Source organism: Flavobacterium sp. B114r, assembly GCF_056824125.1.
This window is the reverse complement of sequence record NZ_CP124858.1, coordinates 4,329,903-4,350,598: the sequence shown is the minus strand read 5'-3', so window position 1 is coordinate 4,350,598 and position 20,696 is coordinate 4,329,903. Positions and strand designations below refer to the sequence as shown.

The following is a 20,696-nucleotide window of genomic DNA, read 5'->3' as shown; positions in this document are numbered from 1 at the left end:
ATTATGAAAACAAAATTTAATATATATATTGCAGTAACACTTACACTTATTTTAGGTGTTTCCTGTAGTGATGATTTTCTTAAAGAAAAGAAAAATTACGGTTCATATGATGATACTTTTTATCAAAGTCAGGAACGTACACAAGCTTATGTCGATAATCAGTATTATGACTTTTTTAGTGCTTTTAAATCACCAATACAAAGCGTAGTGGGATCTTACACAGACACAAATTCAAAACTTACTGAAGAATTAGGAGGTACACAGGATTATATCAATCCAAATAAAACCCTAATAAATGCAGCTGATGCCAGTGCGTATTATGGGGCTAAAATTGGAACAGGTATTACCAATAGTCCTTATAATAGAATTAGAGAGTGTAATAATTTATTAGAAGATATCGATGTAAAAGGAGCCACCCTTGATAAAACATTTCGCGATCAGGCAAAAGGACAAATGTATTATTTGCGTGCTTTGCAATATTTTGATTTAATGCGTACTTATGGAGGGGTTCCCCTTGTAACGACAGTTCAGGCAGCAGCAGCAGATAATCCTGAAATTCAATTACCAAGAGCAAAAGTTTCTGAAGTTGTAGATCAGATTGTGAAAGATTTTGATATGGCGGCAAGTTTACTGCCTGGAACCTGGGCTTCGGCATCCACAAACTACGGACGTGTTACAAAAGGTGCAGCTATGGCTCAAAAAGCACGTGTATTATTGACCTATGCAAGTCCATTATTCAATAAAAACTGGGATGGTTCTAATGACCGCTGGGATGCCGCCTTGAAAGCAGGATTAGCAGCAGAGGCTCAATTAACAGCAGATGGTTATGGATTAGTTGGAAATAGTGCTAAACAATGGGAGCAAATGTTTCTTGTTGATAATGCTTTTTGTCCGGAAGCAATTACAGTACAATTTACTAAGTCTGATAATAATGCTCAAACTATGAATAACTCTTGGGAAAGAGCAATTCGTTTGCAAGGTCAGGGTGGTGTTGGAGGTGGTACACCTGCGCCTAAAGAAATGATAGATTTATTCCCAATGGGAGATGGTAGAAGACCTACAGCTGCAAATGGATATAATGATTTTACGTTCTTCGTAAATCGTGATCCAAGGTTTTACAGAACATTCGCTTTCTCCGGAGCGAGATGGGCATACAAAGAAAATACGACTGCTGTTCTTTGGACATACCGTTGGTTAGATGCATCAAGTAAAATTGGTTACGCAGATGGAAACAGTTCAGCATCAAGCCCAGCTTTTGTTAGAAAAATGACGAATTTGACAGCCTCTAATTCTAGTAATTACCAGTATTCGCCAACTGATATTTTTGAATATCGTTATGCAGAATTACTATTGAACATTGCTGAATGTTATGCAGCATTAGGACAAACAGGAAATACTGTAGCGTATTTAGGAAGAATTAGAAACCGTGTAGGAATACCTTCTGCAAATAATTACGGAATCGGAACATTATCTGATAAATACAGTGCGATAGAAGCTGTATTATACGAACGCAGAATCGAATTGGCTTATGAAGGAAAACGTTTTTGGGATGTACAGCGTTGGATGCTTTATGATAATGAGACGCTTCCCGGAGTTACTGGTGGTACAGTTAGTAAGTTAGGTTTAGCACCCATTAATGGTACACAACGTACAGGGAACTTTTTACAGTATAAAAATACAGCCGCATCAATATCGACTGATCCTTTGGCAGCAGCACGTGCAAATGTAGTTGCAGATCCAGATGCCGCTAATTTTCAGGCTCAATTGGCAACATTAGCAACTTTTTATAATACTAATTTTACACGTACACCTTTAGTTACACCTATGGATAATTTTAATGGTGCTGCGGTCAAAATTAAGTTTAATCCAAATTATTACATAAACGGATTGAATAGTACGGCATTAACACAAAATACATGGTTGCTTCAAACTATTGGATGGAATGATGCTAATGGTGGAAGTGGAACCCTAAATTATCAAGAATAAACATAAAAACACACATAAAAACGGTCACCTGTATTCTTTTTAATACAGGTGATTTGTTTAAAAAGAATTACCAAAAGTAAAAATTAACATGAAAAATTCCGTATTATTTATCGCAACTCTGCTTTTTTTAGGAAGTGCAAAGTGTTTCGCTCAATATCCAAAACTAAGTAAAGAAGTTCAGGAACAAGAAAAGGCAATTAAAGACGAAGCTTCAAGACTTTCTGACGAAGCGTGGGAAAAAGCACTCGTAATTATCGAAGAAGAAGCTAAGCACGGAAAACCATATATTCCGTGGGCATCAAGACCAAATGATTTACCACAAGCAGAGATTCCTGCATTTCCGGGAGCCGAAGGTGGAGGAATGTTTACTTATGGAGGTCGTGGTGGAAATGTTTATACAGTAACAAGTCTGGAAGACAGAGGACCGGGAACTTTGCGTGAAGCCTGTGAAAAAGGAGGAGCAAGAATCATCGTTTTTAATGTTGCCGGAATTATCAAAATCAAAAGCCCGTTAATCATTCGTGCACCTTATATTACAATTGCAGGACAAACTGCTCCGGGTGATGGAATTTGTATTGCAGGAGAATCTGTTTGGATCGATACGCATGACGTAATTATCAGACATATGCGTTTCCGTCGTGGAGAAACTTTTGTAGGCCGTCGTGATGATGCTATTGGAGGAAATCCGGTGGGGAACATTATGATCGATCACGTATCAGCAACTTGGGGATTAGACGAGAATATGTCAATTTACAGACATATGTACAGTCCTGGTGCAGGTTATCCGGACGAAAAGAAACCTACAGTAAATATTACGATTCAAAATAGTTTATTTGGAGAAGCATTAGATACTTATAATCATGCTTTTGGAAGTACTTTAGGAGGAGAAAATTGTGCTTTTGTTAGAAACATGTGGGCAAACAATGCCGGTAGAAATCCTTCGATTGGATGGAATGGTATTTTCAATTTTGTAAACAACGTCGTTTTCAACTGGTACAACAGATCAACAGACGGAGGAGATTATACAGCAAATTATAATATCATCAATAACTTTTATAAGCCAGGTCCTGTAACTGATTTGACTCAGCCAATTAGCTACAGAATTTTAAAACCGGAATCAGGAAGAAGCAAATTGCCATATATGGTTTTTGGTAGAGCGTATGTAAACGGTAACGTCGTTAACAACAACGAAAAAGTTACAAAAGACAACTGGGACGGTGGAATTCAGATCGAAAATAAAAAAGGTGAATTAATGGCGTATGACGAAGCTAAAGATTTTTTTGCTAAAATGAAAAGCGACAGACCATTTCCGATGCCTTGGTTCAATAAATTTATGACTGCAGAAGAGTCTTATGATTTTGTACTTAAAAACGTAGGAGCAACATTACCAATCAGAGATAAAGTAGACGAAAGAATCGTAAGAACAGTAAAAACAGGAGTTCCTGAATATGCAAAAGGATTGGAGAAAAAAACATTCTACCAGTTCGAACACAGACGTTTACCGATGGATTCTTATAAAAAAGGAATTATCACGGATATCTCTCAAGTTGGAGGATATCCAGAATACAAAGGAAAACCTTATGTTGACACAGACAAAGACGGTATGCCGGACAAATGGGAAAAGAAACAAGGATTAAATCCAAATGATCCTTCAGATGCTAAATTAGATACTGATAATGACGGATATTCTAATATCGAAGAATATCTTAACGGAACAGATCCAAATCAAAAAACAGACTGGAAAGATTTAAGTAACAATCATGAGACCTTAACAAAGTCCATACAAGAATAATCCAGAGAGAAAGTAAGTAAAAAAGTCTGCCTAATCTGTGAGAAAAAATAGCCCACAGATGAGGCAGATTTTATAAAATCATTGTAATTCATAACCTTTTTTAAAATGAAATCGATAAAAAACATAAGTGTTCTAATGCTGTTACTGATATTCGTTACCAGTGTGGCACAACAGCATTTAGATCCGGAATACATCAAAGTAACCAACGAAAGAGCGGCTAAAATTGTTGAAAAATTAGGATTGAAAAATCCTGAAAAAGAAAAAGCCGTTACAGATATTGTAGCACAGCAATTCAGGGATTTAACTGCTATTCAGGATCCAAGAGATGCTGAAATCAAAAAAGCAAAAGAAGATGCCGGTTTATCAAAAGAAAAGCAAAACGAAAAGATTGATAAACTAAAGTCAAAAGCAGATCAGTCTATCGAAAAATTGCATACAGCTTATCTTAAAAAATTAGGAAAACAATTATCAGAAGATAAAATTACTGAGGTAAAAGACGGAATGACCTACGGAGTTTTGCCTATTACCTACGCAGGATATCAGGATATGTTGCCGGCTTTGACAGAAGCGCAAAAAGAATATATCTATAAAGCTTTAGTAGAAGCAAGAGAACACGCCATGGATGGTGGATCATCTAAAGAAAAACACGGTTGGTTTGGAAAATACAAAGGAAGAATCAATAATTATTTATCTAAAGAAGGTTACGATTTAAACAAAGAAAGTGCCGACTGGCATAAACGTGTTGAAGAAAGAGAAAAGAATAAAGCAAATAAATAGATTCCGCTAAGACCTCACAAGATTTAAAAACCTGCTAGGTCTATTTCGAAAGTCATAAACTTCAGATCATAATTCTCATGCAAAATAATTCCTCAAATAGTATTTTAAAACGAACAATGATGATCGCTTCATTTTGTTCAGTGGTTTCATCTGCATACGCACAATATCCTGTAATTCCGAAACCGGTTCAGGAAAAAGCCGATGCAATTTTAGCAGATGAAGAAAAAAGGTTAAACGAAATTTGGACTTCCAATTATAATATCATTCAGTCCGAAGCAAAACAAGGAAAACCGTATTTGCCTTGGGCTTCTTACCCTAAAGATTTTGTTCTGGCAGATATTCCCGCTTTTCCGGGAGCCGAAGGAGGAGGAGCTTTTACACAGGGAGGAAGAAGAGGAAAAATATTTGTTGTCACAAGTTTAGAAGACAGCGGAAAAGGAACATTTCGTGAAGCCTGTGAAGCCGTTGGGGCAAGAACAATTGTATTCAACGTTTCCGGAATTATTCAGTTAAAAAAACGAATCAGCATGCGTGCACCTTACGTAACCATTGCGGGACAAACTGCTCCTGGTGACGGAATTTGCATTGCAGGCGAAACATTAGAAATAGATACACACGACGTTATCATCAGACACATGCGTTTTCGCAGAGGCGCCACAGATGTTACCCGTAGAGACGATGCGCTTGGAGGAAACCCGATGGGAAATATAATCGTTGATCACTGCTCTGTAAGTTGGGGATTAGACGAGAATATTTCGTTGTACAGACACCAATTTCAAGTCAATGATAAATCTAAATTAGAGAAATTGCCGGCTTGTAATATTACCATTCAAAACACGATTTCATCTGAAGGATTAGATACTTATAATCATGCTTTTGGAAGTACAATTGGTGGATTGAATAGTACGTTTATGAGAAATTTATGGGCAGATAATATTTCAAGAAATGCTTCTGTTGGAATGTACGGAGATTTTAATTTCGTAAATAATGTAATCTTCAATTGGTGGAACAGATCTGTTGATGGTGGAGATTATCGCTCGATGTTTAATATCATTAATAATTATTATAAACCGGGACCAATAACACCAACAGATCAGCCAATTCGCTATAGAATTCTAAAACCGGAATCAGGATATATGGTACCAAAAACTTACGGAAGAGCGTATGTTGCAGGAAACTATATCGATGGTTCGCCGGAAGTTACGGCAGACAACTGGAATGGTGGGATACAATTAGAAGATATGCCAGATGAACAAAAGAAATCATATCTGGAATTAATCAAACAGACTAAACCCTTTTCGATGCCCAAGTTTACTATTATGACGGCAGAACAAGCATATGAGTTTGTATTGAATAATGTTGGAGCAACTTTTCCTAAAAGAGATATTGTCGACGAAAGAATCATAAAACAAGTACGTACCGGGAAAATAGATGCTAAGGACGGATTAGAAAATGCAATTGGCAAAGAATATATAAAAAGAAGATTACCTGCGGACTCTTATAAAAAAGGAATTATAACACACCCGGATCAGGTTGGCGGTTATCCGGTATACAAAGGAAAAGCCTATAAAGATTCTGATAATGATGGGATTCCGGATGCATGGGAGAAAAAGTTTGGTTTAAATCCAAATGATGCTTCAGACGCCAATAAAGATGCAAACGGCGATGGTTATACCAACATTGAGAAATATTTTAACGGAATCGATCCAAAAAGTAAAACTGACTGGACAAAACCTGAAAATAATACAGATACATTGGCTAAACTAAAAGGATTAGTACAATAATGTTTTAAATTTATTCCGTTGACAATATTATTTCAACGTCTAACAGGTTTTTCAAAACCTGTTAGGTATTCAAAGAATAAAAGAAAGTAGGTTAGAATGAATTTCGACAATATAAGATCGAGAACTAATACCCAACAGGTTTTTGGAAACCTGTTAGGATAAATTACAACAAAAAATATTTTAAAGTGAATTTCAGCAAACGACAAAAAATAAATTCTCTTCAAAAGGACAAACTGTTTTTGTTCTGTTTCGTTTTGTTTTTAATTGCAAATATAGGAACAGCACAAACCTCGTTCCCGGATATCATCAAAACCAAAGAAGGAAAACTTTCTTTTACCACTGACAATAAAGGAAACCAAATTCCTGATTTTTCTTATGCAGGATACATGGCATCTGAAAAAGCGATCCCAAATCTTGAGAATAAAATTTTTGTACCAAAACAAGAAGAAGATGCTACCCAAAGAATTCAGGCAGCGATAGATTATGTAAGTAATCTTAAACCAAATAAATCTGGTTTTCGAGGCGCCGTACTTTTAGACAAAGCAACTTTTAAAATCAGTGGGACTTTATATATCAGAAAATCAGGAGTTGTTTTACGAGGAAGCGGAAATACTGAAAACGGAACTATTTTTTTAGGAACCGGATTGAAACGAGAAGCCGTAATTCGGGTTTTAGGAGTTGATGATAAAAAGCTCGGTGAAACTTTCGAATTTAATACAAATTATACGCCACTCGGGACAAAAATAATTCAATTAAAAAACACCTCAAAATTAAAAACATCAGATGAAATTATCATCACTAAACCCTTAACTGCAAATTGGATTAAGGAATTAAAAATGGATGATTTTGGAGCAGAAACAGGTTGGATTGGATGGAAAAAAGACGATTGGGATATTTCGTGGAGCAGAGTTGTAACCAAAATCAGTGGTAATGTAGTAACATTAAATGCTCCGTTGACCATGACTTTAGATGATGTTTACGGAACAGCAAAAGCAACGTCTTATTCCTGGACAGGAAGAATCGAACAAATCGGAATCGAAAATATCCTGATGAAATCGACTTATGATCAGTCAAATCCAAAAGACGAAGAACACAGATGGTTCGGAATTAGCATCGAAAACACAAGAAATGCCTGGGTAAGACAAGTTAATTTCAAGCATTTTGCGGGAGGTGCAGTTTCGTTATTAAAATCGGCACAGCAAATTACAGTTGAAGATTGTATTGCAACGGAACCCATTTCTGAAATCGCAGGTTTTAGACGACATACTTTTTATACAGAAGGCCAACAAACTTTGTTTCAGCGTTGTTACTCAGAAAATGGTTACCACGATTTTGCAGTAGGCGGATTTGGAACAACAGGTCCAAATGTGTTTATTCAGTGTGAATCGTTTATGCCCTTCAATAATAGCGGAGCAATTGGTAGTTGGGCGACAGGCGTATTATTTGATGTTTCTTATGTAGACGGTCACGCTTTAAGTTATAACAACAGAGAACAAAACGGCAGAGGAGCGGGATGGACGGCTGCCAATAGTGTTATTTGGGAAACTTCGGCATCTAAAATAGAATGTTATAATCCGCCAACAGTACAAAACTGGGCTTTTGGAGTCTGGGGCGGAATCATGGCTGGCGACGGTCACTGGAAAGATGTAAACAATCATATTTCGCCAAGAAGTTTATTCTATGCACAATTAGAAAACAGATTGGAAAAACTTCCTGTAAATCCTCACATTTATGATTTAGGTTCAGAACCCTCATCAAGTCCTACAGTAGAAGTGGCGCAGGAATTGACTAAAAATTCAGTAGCTCCAAAAGAAAATTTAGTAGAATGGATTGCAGAAGTTTCAAAATCGAATCCAATTGACATCAACAATTCAGGACTTAAAAATGCAAATGATTTAAAAATAAATTCGGTACAAAATAGTACTTCAGATAATAAAGTAGTTACAAAAAACGGCTGGCTTACTTATGACAACAAAGTAATTGCCGGAAATAGATTAAGCGTGCCATGGTGGCGAGGAAGCCTGAGAGATAGTGATATTTCTAAGTCATTACCGGATATTACAAGATTTGTTCCCGGTAGAACTGGTACAGGATTTACAGATAATATCAACGAAGTTGTAGGTTATTTAAGTGCTAATAATATGGTCGCCTTAGAACATAATTATGGTTTATGGTACGAAAGAAGAATGGACGATCACGAACGCGTTCGCCGTTTTGATGCTGATGTTTGGCCACCATTTTATGAGCAGCCATTTGCACGAAGCGGACAAGATTTAGCCTGGGATCAATTGAGCAAATACGATCTGACAAAATTTAATAGTTGGTATTGGGATCGTCTCGCACTTTTTGCTGATTTAGCAGAGGCGAAAGGACAATTGTTAGTCAACCAACAATATTTTCAGCATAATATTATAGAAGCCGGAGCACATTGGTCAAGTTCACCATGGCGTTCAGCAAACAACATAAACAATACAGGTTTTCCGGAACCGCCGCCTTACGCAGGAGACAAACGTATTTTTATGGCAGAACAGTTTTATGATGTTACAAATCCTGTTAGAAGAAAATTGCACGAGGGGTTCATCAGAAAATCGTTGGAGAATTTTCAAGAAAACAGCAACGTAATTCAGCTGACAAGTGCAGAATTTACAGGACCACTTCATTTTATGCAATTTTGGTTAGATGAAGTTCAAAAATGGAAAGACGAAACAGGTAAAAAAGCAATCATTGGTTTAAGCGCTACAAAAGATGTTCAGGATGCAATTTTGAATGATGCCAAAAGAGTAAAAACAGTAGATGCAATTGATATTCGTTATTGGTATTATAAAGAAGACGGAACAGCATATGCACCGCAAGGAGGTCTGAATTTAGCACCAAGACAACACGCCAGAAAATTAAAAACCGGAAAAGAAACAGACGATCAGGTCTATCGCGCTGTTCGTGAATATCGCGAAAAATATCCTGAAAAAGTGATTTTGTATTCAACAGATGGATCTCCAAAATTTGGATGGCCGGCATTGATGGGAGGAGCCTCTTTACCTAATATTCCAAAAATAGAACTGCCTGCATTTTATTCCGCTTTAAGCGAAATGAAATTAGTAGAAGGAAATACGTTTTCAGACAAGCTATGGACATTAGAAAATAAGGGAAAAAGTTATCTTTTTTATGCGAAGAATCCACAAGATATTTCAATTGATTTGTCAGGTTACAAAGGTACTTTCGAAGTATATGAAATTAATGCTACAAAGGGAACTTTCATTAAAAAAGCAAATATAAACGGAGGAAAACAAGTAACAATTCCACAAGCCGAAATCAAAGAAAAAGTACTTCTTATAGTGAAGAAGAGATAGCCACAGATTTTGCATATTAAAAAGATTAAAAATTAAAAATAAATCTGCGAGAGAATTTAAAGACAAAGCTTGGAAAATCCATTAAATCAGTGAAATCTGTGGCAAAAAAATAACAACACAATTCAAAAACAAACCAAAATGAATCTGAAAATTAAATATTTATACGCCCTAAGTATATTCTTTTTGTTGACAGCACAAATCGGACATTCTCAATCTAAAAATCTGCCGCAGCTTAAAGTATCTAAGAATCAACATTATTTTGTAACCGGAGATGAAAAACCATTTTTCTGGTTAGGAGATACAGGTTGGTTAACTTTTGGAAAATTAGACAGAGCGGGAGTAGATAAGTACTTTAAAGACAGAAAAGAGAAAGGATTTAATGTAGTTCAGGTAATGGTTTTGCATACTCTCAATGTGACAAATGTTTACGGCGATATGGCTTTGATTAACGAAGACGTTTCTAAGCCTTTGATTACTGCCGGAAATAACTTCAAAAATCCACAGGAATATGATTATTGGGATCATGTTGATTATACTTTAGAGGTAGCTCAGAAAAATGGCATTTATGTTGCCATGGTTCCGGTTTGGGGAACAAACGTTGCAAAAGGAAATAAAGTAAGCAAAGAACAAGCTACAGAATATGCGAAGTTTTTAGCCAATCGATATAAAAACAGAACCAATATTATCTGGTTAAACGGAGGTGATACGCACGGAAACGAATTTATGGACATTTGGAATGCGATCGGGAGTACTTTAAAAACCAATAATCCGGATCAGTTAGTAACATTTCATCCTTTTGGAAGAACAGATTCATCTGAAAATTACCATAATGCAAAATGGTTAGATTTCAACATGTTTCAGTCAGGACATCGTCGTTACGATCAGGATACTTTACCAAATAGTTTCAAAGAAGACAATTATAAATTCGTTCAAAGAGATTTAACCCTAAAACCCATAAAACCAACACTTGATGGAGAACCGTCTTATGAAGGAATTCCACATGGTTTACACGATACGCTACAACCAAAATGGACAGATAATGATGTAAGACGTTACGGTTATTGGTCAGTTTTTGCAGGAGCTGCAGGATATACTTACGGACACAATGCCGTAATGCAAATGTTCAGAAAAGGAGATAAACCAGCTTACGGAAATAAAGAATTATGGACATCTGCGGTTAATGCGCGCGGAGCAAAACAAATGATATACATTAAGAAATTAATGTTAGGTTTTCCGTATTTAGAAAGAGTTCCGGATCAATCATTAATTGCCAATCAAGGAGAAAAATATGATTATCTAATTGCAACAAGAGCAAATAATTATGCACTGATTTACACATACACCGGTAGAAAAATTGCGCTTAACATGGCAAAGATTACCGGAGATAAAGTAACTGCAAGCTGGTACAATCCAAGAAATGGAAAAGAAACAAAAATTGGAATCGTAGAAAATAAAGGAATCCAGGAATTTCAGCCATTGGGAGATAAAAAAGATGGTAATGACTGGGTGCTTATTTTAAGATCAAAGTAACCACAATCTTGTCATACCGAGGAACGAGGGATCACACACGAAATTCGACAAAGGTTGACCATTAAGTAATAACCACGATCTTGTCTCCCGAGGGACGAGGGATCTGCTCAATCTGCGAGAAAAAATATTGCACTCAGATTTAAAAAAGATTTAAGCAGCTCCCAAAGATTTTTAATTATAGATCTGCCAAAATCAGCAAAATCTGTGTGAAACTAAAAAACATAAACAATGAAAAATATACTAATAATACTCTTCTTCATTACCGGACTTAACACCACTTTCGCAAATGACGGCTGGTTAAACATCCTAAACGAAGGAGGAAATAACAAAGGAGTAAAATGTACAGAAGCCATTCAGAATGCTATCGAAAAAGCATCTAAAAATGGCGGTGGAACCATCTTTTTTCCTGCCGGAGAATATTTGACAGGAGCTTTAAAATTAAAAAGCAATATTACCATTCATTTAGATTCAGGAGCACTTTTGAAATTCTCAGACAATTTTGATGATTTTTTACCTTATGTAGAAATGCGTTACGAAGGAATTGTAATGCAGTCTTTTTCTCCATTATTTTATGCGAAAGATGTAGAGAATATCACTATTAAAGGAAGAGGCGTAATCGACGGACAAGGTAAAGCGTGGTGGAATGAGGTGTACCGAATTGAAACGGCTAAAGGACCAATTCCGTTAACGAAATACCAGAAAATGTGGGAAGAACAAAACAAAGGAATTGTTTATTCTGATTATTATAAAAGAACGATCGACAAAAAGTTTTTCAGACCTTCTTTCTTTCAGGCCTATAATTGCAAAAATATTTTAATCGAAGGCGTTACATTTCAAAATTCTCCTTTTTGGACTATAAACCCGGAGTTTTGTGATAATGTAACCGTTACAGGGATTTCAATTTTTAATCCACATTCTCCAAATACAGACGGAATCAATCCTTCTTCTTGTAAAAACGTTCACATTTCGAATTGTCATATCAGCGTTGGGGACGATTGTATTACGATCAAATCAGGAAGAGACGAAGATGGTCGTAAATACAACAGACCAACGGAGAATGTTACGATTACCAATTGTACGATGTTAAGTGGTCACGGTGGTGTTGTTATTGGAAGCGAAATGTCGGGTGGAATCAAAAAGGTAACGATTTCTAATTGTGTTTTTGACGGAACAGATCGAGGAATCCGTATCAAAGCCGCTCGTGGTCGTGGTGGTGTTGTAGAAGATATTCGTGTTGATAATATTGTCATGAAAAACATCAAAGAAGAAGCCATTGTGTTGAGTCTTTTCTATGATAAAGATACCAAAGTAGAACCCGTAACTGAGAAAACCCCTATTTTCAGAAATATTCACATGAGTAATATTACGGGTTCGAACGTAAACAAAGCCGGACAAATTTTAGGAATTACCGAAATGCCAATTCAAAATATCACTTTTTCTAATATTAATATGGACGGAAAAGAAGGTTTTACAGTAAGCACAGCAACAGATGTTGAATTTCATGATGTAAAAGTAAATGCTTCAATTGGTTCTTCTTTTAAAATATCCGATTCCAAAAATATCATTTTAGACAATGTAGGTTCATCAACACCACTAAAAGGAGTTCCGGTAATTAAGTTAGATAATGTATCTAATATGATGATCAATAATAATTTTCCGTTTAATGCAACGGATGTTTTCATTGAAGCAAACGGAAAAGAAACAAAAAATATTTTCCTGAAAAATAATGTGTTTAATAATGTAAATACAATTGTAAAAAAAGGAAAAGATCTGGATAAAAAAGCCATTACAGAATAAAAATTGGAGAGTCAATTTTGTCAAATTTTCGAACTTTGACAAAGTTTAAACGAGATACAACATGAAAAAAATAGCCTTCATCATAACCCTTTTTGTTTTTGCGATAAGTTATTCACAGAAAAAGAAAGACATTTATCTTTTTACATCGTTTAGAGAACCGGCAACAGCAGGTTTGTATTTGGCTTATAGTGAAGACGGTTACAACTGGAAAGGTCTTGAAGGATCATTTTTGAAACCCGAAATTGGAGCCAGCAAAATAATGCGCGACCCTTCGATAGTAAGAGGCGGAGATAATACGTACCACATGGTTTGGACAACAGACTGGAAAGGCGGAAACGGTTTTGGATATGCCAGTTCTAAAGACTTGATCCATTGGTCAAAACAGGAATATATTCCCGTGATGAAAAACGAGCCGGAAGTAGTAAACGTTTGGGCACCGGAAATTTTCTATGACGATGTCAAAAAAGAATACATCATTATTTGGGCATCTACAATTCCGTTCCGATTTGAAAAAGGAATAGAAGAAGAGAAAAATAATCACCGAATGTATTATGTAACTACAAAAGATTTTAAGACTTTTTCAGAAGCCAAATTATATTATGATCCGGGTTTTAGCGTCATAGATTGTGTGATTGTAAAGAAAGGAAAGAAAGATTATGTTTTGGTTTTAAAAGATAATACAAGACCAATGCGTAAAATTGAAGTAGCATTTGGAAAATCACCTTTAGGACCATTCAGTAAAAGATCAGAACCCCTGACAGAGTATCTATCAGAAGGCCCGACAGTGGTTAAAGTGGCGGAAAAATGGTTGTTGTATTATGATAATTACGGCTCAAAAAATTATAAAGCATTAAGTACTTCAGATTTTGTTCATTTTGAAGATGTATCATCAAAAATAAGTCTTCCGGAAGGGCACAAACACGGAACGATTACCACGATTTCTGAAGAAGTTTTAAAAGGACTAGTTGAAAAGAAATAATTAGAAAATAAATTTCATGCAGATTTAAATGGATTAAGGCAGATCAGGCACATTTTTAATTTTCAATCTGATTAAATAAAATAAAAGCAGGTTAAAAAATGATCTGCAAGAATCAGCTAAAATCTGTAAAATCTGCGTGAAATAAAAAATATAAACAATGATTGCTTTCCAAAATATAAAAACCAACCTCGTAACCACAGCCACAATTCTATTGATTTGTGCCGCTGTAAATGCCCAGAATGATACCGTGCGTTATGTGGGTAAAACACTTTCAAATATCGATTATCATCACGGTCAATTAAGTCCGGCTGTTGGAGTTCACGCCACGCAAATTATGCGCGCCAGCCGTGAACATCCTGAAAAAGCAGATGGTTTTGGCTGGACCTACAATCACCAGCCAACAATGGCGTATTGGAATAATACCTTTTATCTTCAGTATCTGAGTGATCCTGCAGGAGAACATATTCCGCCAAGTCAGACCGTGATCATGACTTCAAAAGATGGTGTGACGTGGAAAATGCCAAGAGTTATTTTTCCTATTTATCATATTCCGGATGGATGGAAAAAAGACGGTGTAGAAGGTGTTGCCAAAAATCTGGATGCGATTATGCATCAAAGAATGGGTTTTTATACCTCCAAAGATAAACGACTTTTTGCTCTTGCCTATTACGGAATTGCAATGGATGAAAAAGACGATCCGAATGATGGAAAAGGAATTGGACGTGTCATTCGTGAAATCAAAAAAGACGGAAGTTTTGGTGAAATTTATTTTATCAGATACAATAAATCATGGGATAAATCAAAATCAGCTTTTCCATTTTACACACAGGCAAAAGACAAAGGACTTAAAAAAGCCTGCGAAGAAATTCTTTCAGATCCTTTAATACTGCAGCAATGGGTTGAAGAAGCGGATCGTGATGACGAATTAATTCCGTTAAAGAAACCTTATAAAGCTTTAAGTTCTTATCATTTGCCAAACGGAGACGTAGTAGGTTTATGGAAACATGCTTTAACTTCAATCAGTAAAGATGGTGGAAAATCCTGGGAATATATGCCCGTTCGCGCTCCTGGTTTTGTGAACAGCAACGCGAAAATCTGGGGACAAAAAACATCAGATAACCGTTATGCAACCGTTTATAATCCATCAGAATATCGCTGGCCTTTAGCGATTTCAACCAGTGATGATGGATTAAATTACAAAGATTTATTACTGGTTCACGGCGAAATAAGTCCGATGCGTTACGGTGGAAACTACAAATCTGCCGGCCCGCAATATGTAAGAGGAATTTCTGAAGGCGACGGAACTCCGCCTGACGGAAAATTGTGGGTAAGTTATAGTGTCAATAAAGAAGATATTTGGGTAGCTTCGATTCCGGTTCCGGTTGTTGCTAAAGTTACAGAAGACGTAAATGATATTTTTAATGAACTTCCTGACGGACAAGAATTAAAACTGTGGAATACCTACGATTTATCCTGGGCTTCAACCAAAATAGAGAAGAAAGCAGACGGTAAAAAATGGCTGACTTTAAGAGATCAGGATTATTTTGATTATTCCCGTGCAGAACGCGTTGTTCCGTTTGCTGAAAAAATGGAAGTAACTTTTATCGTTAAACCAGAACAAAACAATCACGGTTTATTACAGATTGAATTTCAAAACAAGCAAGGATTACCGGCTGTAAGACTGACTTTTGATTCAGATGGACAATTAAAAACAAAAAACGGAGCCCGCTCGAATACCATTGCAAAATACGAAGCAGGAAAAGAATATAAAGTAACATTGAAGCTGAATGTCAAAACACGTTCATACACTATAAAAGTAAATAACGAGAAAGAATCAACCAGAATTTTTTACGCTCCGGTAGAAGGTTTTGAACGAATTATGTTTCGAACAGGTGAACAGAGATATACACCAAATCCTGATACGGCACCGGACACAGACGATTATGATGATCTGCCACAAACCGGAAAATTAATTCCCGAAGCGGTATTTAATATCCAATCGTTGATTACAAAAAGAAATTAAAAATTGAGAATTAAAAATTAAAAAAAATATAGCCACAAATTACACGAATTTGCATAAATGATTTTTTTTGCAGATTTTAAAATTCGGGAAATTGGTGTAATTCGTGGCAAAAAAAGAATTCTGATAAAAGAGACCTGCTAAAGAGAAGACAATAAAGCAAATAAAAAAATCTGTTTTTATCTGCGTCTTTACGAAGTAAATCCGTGTTATCCGCGTTTAAAAATCTCAACAATAAAAAATGAAGAATTTCAAAAATATAATAGTAGCAATTTGTCTTTTAGTAACCCTGGTTTCTAAAGGGCAAATTTTGCCAGTACATCTAACAACAGAAATGGCTCAGAATCCAGTAGCGGTGGTTCAAAATCAGCAACGATTAAGCTGGCAGTTGGTTTCAAAAGAATCCGATGCATCACAAATAGGCTATCAAATTTTGGTTGCTTCATCAGAAGAAAAACTAAAAATTGACCAAGGAGATATCTGGAATAGTGGAAGAGTAAATTCTAATAAAAATTTACAGATAGTTTATGGTGGAAGCCTTTTAAAAGCTGAAACCAAATATTTTTGGAAGGTTAAAGTATGGAATCAGGCAGGCAAAATTTCTAAATGGAGTTCAACCGCATCTTTTAGAATTGCCCCTTTAGACGAAACATTAAATCCAACCTGGATTGGAGCCATTACAAAGGCCAACAGCCATTTACCGGAAGGAAGAAATTTTCATACGGCCACGTTTAACAGACAAAAAAAAGATGCTATAATTAATGCTTCAGATTCTTTGTCGCGCAGAAGTATTATGCTTCGAAAACCATTTACAGTTGCTAAAGAAATTAAGGAAGCGGTAGTGTATATTTCCGGTCTGGGACATTATGAATTAACGATTAACGGAAAGAAAATAGGCAATAGTGAGTTTGCTCCTTTATGGACAGATTACGACAAAACTGTTAATTATAATACGTATGAGTTAAACGCGAAAGAACTAAAAAATGGCGAAAATGTAATTGGTGTTCTTCTGGGAAATGGAATGTACAATACACTTGCTGAACGATATACCAAGTTTTTTGTAAGTTTTGGTCCGCCAACTTTATTTTTGAAAATGAAAGTGGTTTACAAAGACGGTACCGAAGATATTATTAAATCTGATGAAAGCTGGAAATACAGCAAAAGCCCAATAACGTACAATAGTATTTTTGGGGGAGAAGATTATAATGCCAATTTAGAACAAAAAGGCTGGAACGAAACCGGATTCAATGATTCTAGTTGGAAGAAAGTAGTTGTTCAGGAAGCACCAAAAGGAATTTTAAGAGCACAAACAGCACCGCCAATTACGATACAGAAACAATATAATGTTGCATCTGCAAAAGAATTGAAACCTAACTTTTATGTTTTTAACATGGGTCAAAATCTTTCAGGATTTACCACTATAAAAGTAAAAGGAAAGAAAGGTCAAACCGTTCGTGTTTGGGTAGGCGAAAGCTTAAATGATGATGGAACTGTAGGACAGGGAAGATCCGGAAAACCTTATTATTATGACTATACTTTAAAGGGTGGAGGAATAGAAGAATGGCAGCCAAAATTTAGCTATTACGGTTTTCAATATGTGCAAATTGAGAATATCAATTATAAAAAGACCAAAGATCAAAATCTACCGACATTAGTAGATTTAAAATCGAAATTTATTTATAATTCGGCAGGAGAAGCAGGAACTTTTGAATCTTCGAATGCCATTTTTAATAAAACACATGAATTGATAAACAACTCCATAAAAAGTAATTTTCAAAGTGTTTTTACTGATTGTCCGCAACGAGAGAAATTGGGTTGGTTAGAAGAAATTCATTTAAACGGACCGGGATTAATGTTCAATTATAATCTTGAAAGTTATATTCCGGCAATGATGCAAAACATCTCAGATTCGCAAAGAGAAAATGGTTTAATTCCAAGTATTGTTCCAGAATATGTTGTTTTTGGTGGCGATTTTACTGATTCTCCGGAATGGGGTGTATCGGGAGTAATTCTGCCATGGATATATTATCAATATTACGGTGATGCTTCGCTAATTGAGAAATATTATCCTGTAATGAAAAAATATGTCGATTATTTAGGGACAAAAGCAACTAATCATATTGTTTCGCACGGTTTAGGCGATTGGTACGATTACGGAACTCATGCTGCAGGGTATTCTAAAAATAGTCCTATTGCCCTTTCTGCAACTTCTCATTATTTCTATGGAGCAAATTTGGTAGCAAAAGCAGCGAAATTATTAAATAAAACAGATGATATCGCTACATACGAAACACTGACTTCTGATATAAAAAATGCTTTCAACAAGGAATTTTTCAATGTTGAAACCAAACAATACGGAACAAATAGTCAGTTTAGTAATGCCGTTCCCGTTTATATGGATATCGTAGAACCGCAATATAAAGCTGCTGTAATGCAGAATTTATTAAGTGATATAAAAGCAAAAGGCGACCGATTGACAACAGGAGATGTTGGAAACCGTTATTTATTTCAGGCTTTGGCTCAAAATGGAGAAAACGAAACGATGTATAAAATGAACAATCATTATGATGCGCCGGGTTATGGTTTTCAGATAAAATTTGGTTTAACCACTTTAACCGAGCAATGGGATCCAAGAAAAGGAAATTCATGGAATCATTTTATGCTGGGACAAATTGAAGAATGGTTCTATCAGAGTTTAGCCGGAATTGTTGCTGATCCGGAAAAACCGGGTTTCAAACATTTCTATATTCAGCCTGAAATTGTAGGCGATATGACTTTTGTAAAAGCAACGTACCAATCTATTTACGGAGTTATTACATCAGCCTGGGAGAAAAAAGATGGGAAGTTGATTTTGAAAATTGAAATTCCTGTCAATACTTCGGCAACAGTAAAATTGCCGGTTGATAAAAATTCAGAAATAAAAGTAAATGGAAAATTGACAAAGAATTTAAATTTTGGATCAGGAAAATATACAATAGAATACAAAATATAAATGGCACACGGATGACAGGGATTCGCTAAAGCGAAGAAGCGGATAAAAACCGATTTTTTAATTTTTAAATATGGCAAGCTGAATAAAAAATCCATTTTTATCTGCGTTTTTACGAAGTAAATCCGTGGTATCCATGTTCAAATCTATGTTAGTTAATACACAATACAACCATGAAAATAAAACATATTTATATATTAGTTTCAATTTTTGCATTGACAATTTCAAATGCACAAATAACATCTGATGAGAACTTTAGAAAACCCGTTTCAGAAACATTAAAAAAAATCGAAACAGCTTTTCACGTTACGATAAACGACGACCGAGGTTTACTAAAAGGAAAAGAACTGGACTATGCCGATTGGAGAATCGAACCGGGAAATCTGGCAATTTCACTCACCAATATTCTGGCTCCTTTTGAATTGATGTACTTCAAACAACCGGATGGAACTTACATCATTAGAAAATATGAAAATCACAAAGTATCGGTTGATAAAGGAAAAGAACGTCTGGCTTATTTAACCACTTTATATTCGAATGTAACTGAATGGGAAGCACGTAAAAAAGAAATAAAAGCGTGTATGATAACGTCTTTTGGTTTGGATAAAGCACCACCGATGCCAAAATCAAAACCTATTCTGACTCCAAAAAGAATTTATAAAGATTATAGTATCGAAAATATTGGTTTAGAAATCCTACCGGGTGTTTACGTTACAGGCTCGATTTACAGACCTTATCCTTTCAATAAAAAAGCTCCGATTATCTTAACGCCTGACGGACATTTTGGTGACGGAAGGTATCGAAAAGACGAACAATATCGTTGTGCAATTATGGCAAAAATGGGTGCCATTGTAGTGAGTTATGATTTGTTTGCCTGGGGAGAATCATTGCTTCAATTTCCCGAAGAAACACATAGAAATAGTATCGCTTCAACCGTTCAGGTTTTAAGCGGAATCAGATTATTGGATTATTTGGCAACAACAAAAAATGCTGATATGTCAAGAGTTGGCGTGACCGGAGGTTCTGGTGGAGGTTCGCATACCATGTTTTTGGCAGCTTTAGACGATCGAATTACAGTTTCGGCTCCGGTGGTGATGGTTTCTTCGCACTTTTCTGGCGGTTGTCCGTGCGAAAGTGGTCGTGGTATTCACCTTTGTGGAAACGGAACCAATAATGCCGAAATCTCTGCAATGATGGCACCAAAACCACAATTAATAGTTTCTGACGGAAAAGACTGGACATTGGCAGTTCCGGAACTTGAATTTCCTTTTATTCAGCGAACGTACGAATTATACGGAAAGAAAGATCTTGTAGAAAATGCTCATTTTGCTAAAGAAGGACATGATTTTGGAGTTTCAAAACGTATGGCTTTGTATCCGTTTATGGCAAAATATTTAGGATTGGATTTGAATAAGGTAAAAAATGAAAAAGGCGAAATCGACGAATCGACTTGTGTAATTGAACCCAAAGAAAAAATGTTTGTTTTTGGAGATAAAGGCGAAAAATTTCCAGCCAATGCTTTAAAAGACATCAACAAATTGTATGAGATGTTTGGGGAGAAGAATAATAAAATTTACGAGGTTAAGAAATAAAAGAAAGTTGCCACGAATTTCACGAATTAACACGAATTAAAATTTTTGACACAGATTAAAAAAGATTTACGCGATTCTTTAAATAATAAATCCAAATAATCCT

The 20,696-nt window shown here is 35.8% G+C and carries 11 protein-coding genes; all 11 read left to right on the top strand.

Annotated elements, in window-relative coordinates; all coding sequences use genetic code 11:
* The first annotated feature begins 3 nt into the window (after window positions 1-3).
* The 11 genes from QLQ94_RS18385 (at window position 4) to QLQ94_RS18335 (ending at window position 20,593) form a co-directional block, all read left to right on the top strand.
* Window positions 4-1,986 (top strand): RagB/SusD family nutrient uptake outer membrane protein, encoded by a 1,983-nt coding sequence (locus QLQ94_RS18385; protein WP_271334163.1) that lies wholly within the window; start codon window positions 4-6, stop codon window positions 1,984-1,986.
* 88 nt (window positions 1,987-2,074) lie between these two features.
* A complete protein-coding gene (locus QLQ94_RS18380) occupies window positions 2,075-3,778 on the top strand; it encodes a polysaccharide lyase (protein WP_482498077.1) in 1,704 nt (567 codons plus the stop codon).
* A gap of 105 nt (window positions 3,779-3,883) precedes the next feature.
* Window positions 3,884-4,555, top strand: a complete 672-nt coding sequence (locus tag QLQ94_RS18375; protein ID WP_271334165.1) for a DUF3826 domain-containing protein — start codon at window positions 3,884-3,886, stop codon at window positions 4,553-4,555.
* A gap of 77 nt (window positions 4,556-4,632) precedes the next feature.
* Complete coding sequence (locus tag QLQ94_RS18370; protein ID WP_271334166.1) at window positions 4,633-6,339, top strand: polysaccharide lyase; 1,707 nt, start codon at window positions 4,633-4,635, stop codon at window positions 6,337-6,339.
* Between the two features lie 185 nt (window positions 6,340-6,524).
* Window positions 6,525-9,686, top strand: a complete 3,162-nt coding sequence (locus QLQ94_RS18365; protein ID WP_482498075.1) for a DUF6298 domain-containing protein — start codon at window positions 6,525-6,527, stop codon at window positions 9,684-9,686.
* A gap of 138 nt (window positions 9,687-9,824) precedes the next feature.
* Complete coding sequence (locus QLQ94_RS18360; RefSeq protein ID WP_482498073.1) at window positions 9,825-11,216, top strand: glycoside hydrolase family 140 protein; 1,392 nt, start codon at window positions 9,825-9,827, stop codon at window positions 11,214-11,216.
* A gap of 228 nt (window positions 11,217-11,444) precedes the next feature.
* Window positions 11,445-13,013, top strand: a complete 1,569-nt coding sequence (locus QLQ94_RS18355) for a glycoside hydrolase family 28 protein (protein WP_271334169.1) — start codon at window positions 11,445-11,447, stop codon at window positions 13,011-13,013.
* Between the two features lie 61 nt (window positions 13,014-13,074).
* Window positions 13,075-13,992: a glycoside hydrolase family 43 protein gene (locus QLQ94_RS18350; RefSeq protein ID WP_271334170.1), complete on the top strand. Its 918-nt coding sequence runs from the start codon at window positions 13,075-13,077 to the stop codon at window positions 13,990-13,992.
* 157 nt (window positions 13,993-14,149) lie between these two features.
* On the top strand, window positions 14,150-16,015 hold the full coding sequence (locus QLQ94_RS18345; RefSeq protein ID WP_271334171.1) for a six-hairpin glycosidase: 1,866 nt from the start codon (window positions 14,150-14,152) through the stop codon (window positions 16,013-16,015).
* A 238-nt stretch (window positions 16,016-16,253) separates the two neighbouring features.
* Complete coding sequence (locus tag QLQ94_RS18340) at window positions 16,254-19,004, top strand: glycoside hydrolase family 78 protein (RefSeq protein ID WP_271334172.1); 2,751 nt, start codon at window positions 16,254-16,256, stop codon at window positions 19,002-19,004.
* A 170-nt stretch (window positions 19,005-19,174) separates the two neighbouring features.
* Window positions 19,175-20,593 (top strand): alpha/beta hydrolase family protein, encoded by a 1,419-nt coding sequence (locus QLQ94_RS18335; RefSeq protein WP_271334173.1) that lies wholly within the window; start codon window positions 19,175-19,177, stop codon window positions 20,591-20,593.
* The last annotated feature ends 103 nt before the right edge of the window (window positions 20,594-20,696 follow it).

Coding starts and splice junctions, on each gene's coding strand:
- QLQ94_RS18385 (WP_271334163.1), top strand. CDS start 4: ATGAAAACAAAATTTAATATATATATTGCAGTAACACTTACACTTATT.
- QLQ94_RS18380 (WP_482498077.1), top strand. CDS start 2,075: ATGAAAAATTCCGTATTATTTATCGCAACTCTGCTTTTTTTAGGAAGT.
- QLQ94_RS18375 (WP_271334165.1), top strand. CDS start 3,884: ATGAAATCGATAAAAAACATAAGTGTTCTAATGCTGTTACTGATATTC.
- QLQ94_RS18370 (WP_271334166.1), top strand. CDS start 4,633: ATGCAAAATAATTCCTCAAATAGTATTTTAAAACGAACAATGATGATC.
- QLQ94_RS18360 (WP_482498073.1), top strand. CDS start 9,825: ATGAATCTGAAAATTAAATATTTATACGCCCTAAGTATATTCTTTTTG.
- QLQ94_RS18355 (WP_271334169.1), top strand. CDS start 11,445: ATGAAAAATATACTAATAATACTCTTCTTCATTACCGGACTTAACACC.
- QLQ94_RS18350 (WP_271334170.1), top strand. CDS start 13,075: ATGAAAAAAATAGCCTTCATCATAACCCTTTTTGTTTTTGCGATAAGT.
- QLQ94_RS18345 (WP_271334171.1), top strand. CDS start 14,150: ATGATTGCTTTCCAAAATATAAAAACCAACCTCGTAACCACAGCCACA.
- QLQ94_RS18340 (WP_271334172.1), top strand. CDS start 16,254: ATGAAGAATTTCAAAAATATAATAGTAGCAATTTGTCTTTTAGTAACC.
- QLQ94_RS18335 (WP_271334173.1), top strand. CDS start 19,175: ATGAAAATAAAACATATTTATATATTAGTTTCAATTTTTGCATTGACA.